This is a genomic window from Lutibacter sp. (genome assembly GCF_040883305.1).
Taxonomy (GTDB): domain Bacteria; phylum Bacteroidota; class Bacteroidia; order Flavobacteriales; family Flavobacteriaceae; genus Lutibacter.
This window is the reverse complement of record NZ_JBFLKT010000148.1, coordinates 1-4563: the sequence shown is the minus strand read 5'-3', so window position 1 is coordinate 4563 and position 4563 is coordinate 1. Positions and strand designations below refer to the sequence as shown.

3 protein-coding genes are annotated in these 4563 nt (G+C 30.6%); 2 read left to right on the top strand and 1 reads right to left on the bottom strand.

The genetic code is table 11. The features are described 5' to 3' along the window. Nucleotides 1-350: 350 nt before the first annotated feature. Together pta and AB1Z17_RS04875 are read left to right on the top strand one after the other, a co-directional pair. Entirely contained in the window at nt 351-2447 is a 2097-nt protein-coding gene (gene pta / locus AB1Z17_RS04880; protein ID WP_368050675.1) for a phosphate acetyltransferase, read from the top strand. A 76-nt stretch (nt 2448-2523) separates the two neighbouring features. Further along, nucleotides 2524-3714, top strand: a complete 1191-nt coding sequence (locus tag AB1Z17_RS04875) for an acetate/propionate family kinase (protein WP_368050674.1) — start codon at nt 2524-2526, stop codon at nt 3712-3714. Between the two features lie 117 nt (nt 3715-3831). Here AB1Z17_RS04875 and AB1Z17_RS04870 read toward each other — a convergent pair. After that, nucleotides 3832-4563 (bottom strand): helicase-related protein (locus AB1Z17_RS04870; protein ID WP_368050673.1); only part of this gene is annotated, 732 nt, incomplete at its 5' end.

Genomic DNA, 4563 nt, shown 5'->3' with positions numbered 1-4563 from the left:
TAAAGTAAGTATTGTTTTAAATGATTTTAAAATAAAATCTAGGTACGGCTATGGTTATGGTTACGGTTATGGCTATGGGCATGGATATAACTCTGCGAAGTATTCTAATGGATATACCGAAGCTGAAAAGAAATCTTTTTTTAAAAAACTGTTTAATAAAAGTAGTTAATATTTTTAGGTTATATATTTTAGTTTTGATTCACACCGTTTTTTATAAAAATCCGTATTCTTAATAATTTCTAATTTAGCACCAATATATTTTTTTAAAAGGTGACAAAAGTCACTAAACTTTCCTTTTAAAAAACTGGTGAACCAATTCTTATAAAGTATATTTGCATAAAATTTTTATAATGAATAAAGCTATATATATAGCAACCAGCGAAGCAAATAGTGGAAAATCTATTGTAGCTTTAGGTTTAATGAGAATGCTATTAGGTAAAACAGCTAAAGTGGGTTATTTTAGACCTATTATTGATGCTGATAAAAAAGGAAAGAAAGATAATCATATTAGTACAATTATATCTCATTTTAATTTAGATATAAATCCTAATGAAGCTTTTGCTTTTACACGATCAGAATACATAAAAAAAAGAAATGAAGGTAAAGAGGGTGAAGTATTTGATATGATTATTGAAAAATATAAAGCCTTAGAAGAGAAAAATGATTTTATGTTAGTAGAAGGTACCGACTTTTCTGGAGAAGGCACTGCTATTGAATTAGATGCTAATATTTTAATTGCTAAAAACTTAGGAATACCAGCAATTATTGTTTCCAGTGGTGTTGATAAAACTTTGGAAGAATTTGTAAATGGAGTGCATATTACATATGATTCTTTTAAAGAAAAAGAAGTCGAAGTATTAGCCGTTATTGCAAATAAAGTTCAAGAAAAAAACATTAAAATTGCGAGAGATGGTATTCAGAAAAATTTACCGAAAGATGTTTTTGTAAGTGTTATTCCTTTAATAACATCTTTAAATAATCCAACAATAAAAGAGGTTGCAAAAGCAATAGATGCCAAAGTTTTATTTGGAAAAGAACATATAAATAACCAGTCTTCTAAATTTATAGTTGGAGCCATGCAGCTTCGAAATTATTTAGGACATTTATGTGAGAATTGCTTAATTATAACTCCTGGTGATAGGGCTGATATAATTTTAGGTGCATTACAAGCAAATATTTCTTCAAATTACCCTAAAATTTCGGGAATTGTTCTAACAGGAGGTATTACTCCAGAAAAACCAATTATTAAATTAATTGATGGTTTGGCTCAAGTAGTACCAATACTGACTGTCAAGGAAGGCACATTTGCTGTAGCAAATAAAATTGGAGCTATACGTTCTCATATGTATGCCGAAAATAAAGAGAAAATTACAACGTCTTTAAATGTTTTTGACAAATATGTAGAGGTAGAAAAGCTAAATGAAAAATTAATCACGTTTAAGAACGATAGCATAACACCTAGAATGTTTCAATATAATTTATTGAAGCGCGCCAAACAGCAACGCAAACATATTGTGTTACCAGAAGGGAATGATGATAGAATTATTACCGCTGCTGCAAGATTAGTTCAAATGGATATTGTTGATTTAACGGTATTAGGTGATTACGATAAAATTGTAGATTCAATAACCCGTTTAGGTTTAACAGTTGATATAAATAAATTTAATATTATTGACCCAGTTAGTTCTGATTATTTTAAAGATTTTGCGAATACTTTGTTTGAATTAAGAAAAAATAAAGGTCTAACCATTGATATGGCAGAAGATTTAATGGGAGATGTTTCTTATTTTGGAACAATGATGGTTTATAAAGGTTTGGCGGATGGAATGGTTTCTGGAGCAGCACACACAACACAGCACACTATTTTACCAGCATTACAATTTATTAAAACAAGACCAGGAGTTTCGGTAGTTTCATCAATTTTCTTCATGTGTTTAGAAGATAGAGTTTCTGTTTTTGGCGATTGTGCAATTAATCCAAATCCAAATTCAGAACAATTGGCAGAGATTGCCATTTCATCAGCAGATTCTAGTATTAATTTTGGTATGGATCCTAAAATTGCAATGCTTTCTTATTCTTCAGGTGCTTCTGGTAAAGGAGCTGATGTTGATATTGTTAGAAGAGCAACAGAAATTATTAAAGAAAAACGACCAGATTTAAAAGTTGAAGGGCCAATACAATACGATGCTGCGGTAGATGCAAAAATTGGTAAAAGTAAATTGCCAGAATCAGAAGTTGCTGGCCAAGCAAATGTATTAATTTTTCCAGATTTAAATACAGGAAATAATACGTATAAGGCTGTGCAGAGAGAAACAGGCGCGTTGGCAATCGGGCCAATGCTGCAAGGTTTGAATAAACCGGTAAACGATTTAAGTAGAGGCTGCACAATTGATGATATTTTTAATACGGTAATATTAACTGCAATTCAAGCACAAGGCATAGAATAAATTACTTGTTGTATAATTTAAATGAAAAATTAGTGCAATTAGTAACTATAATTGGTAAAAACATATTAAATAAGAAATGAAAATTTTAATCATAAATTCAGGTAGTTCTTCCATTAAATATCAATTATTTAAAATGCCAGAAGAAGAAGTAATTTGTTCAGGTTTAGTAGAAAGAATTGGGTTAACCAATCCAGAAGTACATTACAAATCAAAAGATCATAAAATTGATAGAGTATGTATGATTACTAACCATAAAGAAGGTTTAGAAAAAGTTGTAAAATTTTTATTAGATGAAGAGTCTGGAGTTATAAAATCAACTTCTGAAATTGCTGCGGTAGGTCATAGAGTAGTGCATGGTGGAGATGCTTTTTCAGATACCGTTTTAGTTGATGAAAAAGTAAAAGCTAAAATTAAAGAATTGTTTTCGTTGGCTCCACAACATAATCCAGCTAATTATGAAGGTATTATAGTTGCTGAAAATATTTTTCCAGATGCAAAACAAATTGCAGTTTTTGATACTGCATTTCACCAAACAATGCCTGTTCAGGCTTACAAATATGCCATTCCAAATAAATTTCTAGAGGAACATAACATTCGAAAGTTTGGTTTTCACGGAACAAGTCATAAGTATGTGGCTAAAATAGCACGTACCCATTTAGGTGAAGAGCAAAGCAAAAAAATAATAACCATTCATTTAGGTGGTGGATGCAGCATAACAGCTGTTAAAGATGGAAAAAGTGTTGATACTTCATTAGGATTTGGTCCAAATGAAGGTTTAATTATGGGAAGTAGAAGTGGTGCAATTGATAATTCAATAATTTTTTACCTAGTTAATAATTTAGGTTATGAGTTAAATGATGTGAATGCCTTGCTTCAAAATGAAAGTGGTATGATTGGTTTAACAGGATGTTTATCTGATTATAGAGATATAGAAGCTGAAGCAATAAAGGGAGATGAAAAATGTCAGCTTGCTTTAGAAATGAGTGCTTACAGAATTAGACATTATTTAGGAGGTTATATTGCTAATTTAAATGGTGTAGATGCCATTGTATTCACTGCAGGTGTTGGTGAAAATTCAATAGTTCTTCGAAAAATGGTTTGTGAAAATTTAGATTTCTTTGGAATTGATATGGATGTACAAAAAAATGACGTTAAAGCTAGAAAATTAACAGAAATTCATTCAGAAAATTCTAAAGTTAAACTATTAATTATTCCAACAAATGAAGAGTTGGAAATTGCCAAACAATCTTTCGAATTAATAAATTAAAAGTTTATAAAATCGTAATTCTTAAAGCTGACTTGATGGACTTAAGAATTACGATTTAATTTTATCAAAGTTTGTTTTAAATCTTCCTATTTGTTTAGTTTTTTTCTAAATGACTTTTCAAACTTTTTCTTTCAACACCTTTATTTCATCACGTAACTGAGCAGCAGCAATAAAATCTAATGCTTTTGCAGCTGTTTCCATTTGCTTTCGTTTTTCCCGAATGCGTTTTTCAATTTCAGTTTTAGATAAATAGTTTAATTCTTCTTCGGCAGCCATATTCGCACCATTATCATAATGATATGAAGTAACGGTATTTTTTGCCAACGTATTTTCTATACTCTTTTTAATTTGTGTAGGTGTAATATTGTGTTTTGTGTTGTAAGCAACTTGCTTTTCTCTTCGCCTAGTAGTCTCATCTATTGTCAATTGCATACTTTTTGTAATTCTATCTGCGTACATAATTGCTTTTCCTTCAACATTACGTGCCGCTCTACCAATAGTTTGTGTTAAAGAACGGTGTGAACGCAAAAACCCTTCTTTATCGGCATCTAAAATAGCAACTAAGGAAACTTCTGGTAAATCCAATCCTTCACGTAATAAGTTCACGCCAATTAAAACATCGAAAAGCCCTTTACGTAAATCTTGCATAATTTCTACACGTTCTAAAGTATCAACATCAGAATGGATATAGCGACAACGAACTTGAATTCTGGTTAAGTATTTTGCCAGTTCTTCAGCCATACGTTTGGTTAAAGTTGTAACTAAAGTACGTTCGTCTTTTTCAACTCGAATTTGTATTTCTTCCAATAAATCGTCTATTTGATTGATACTTGGACGAACTTCAATTTC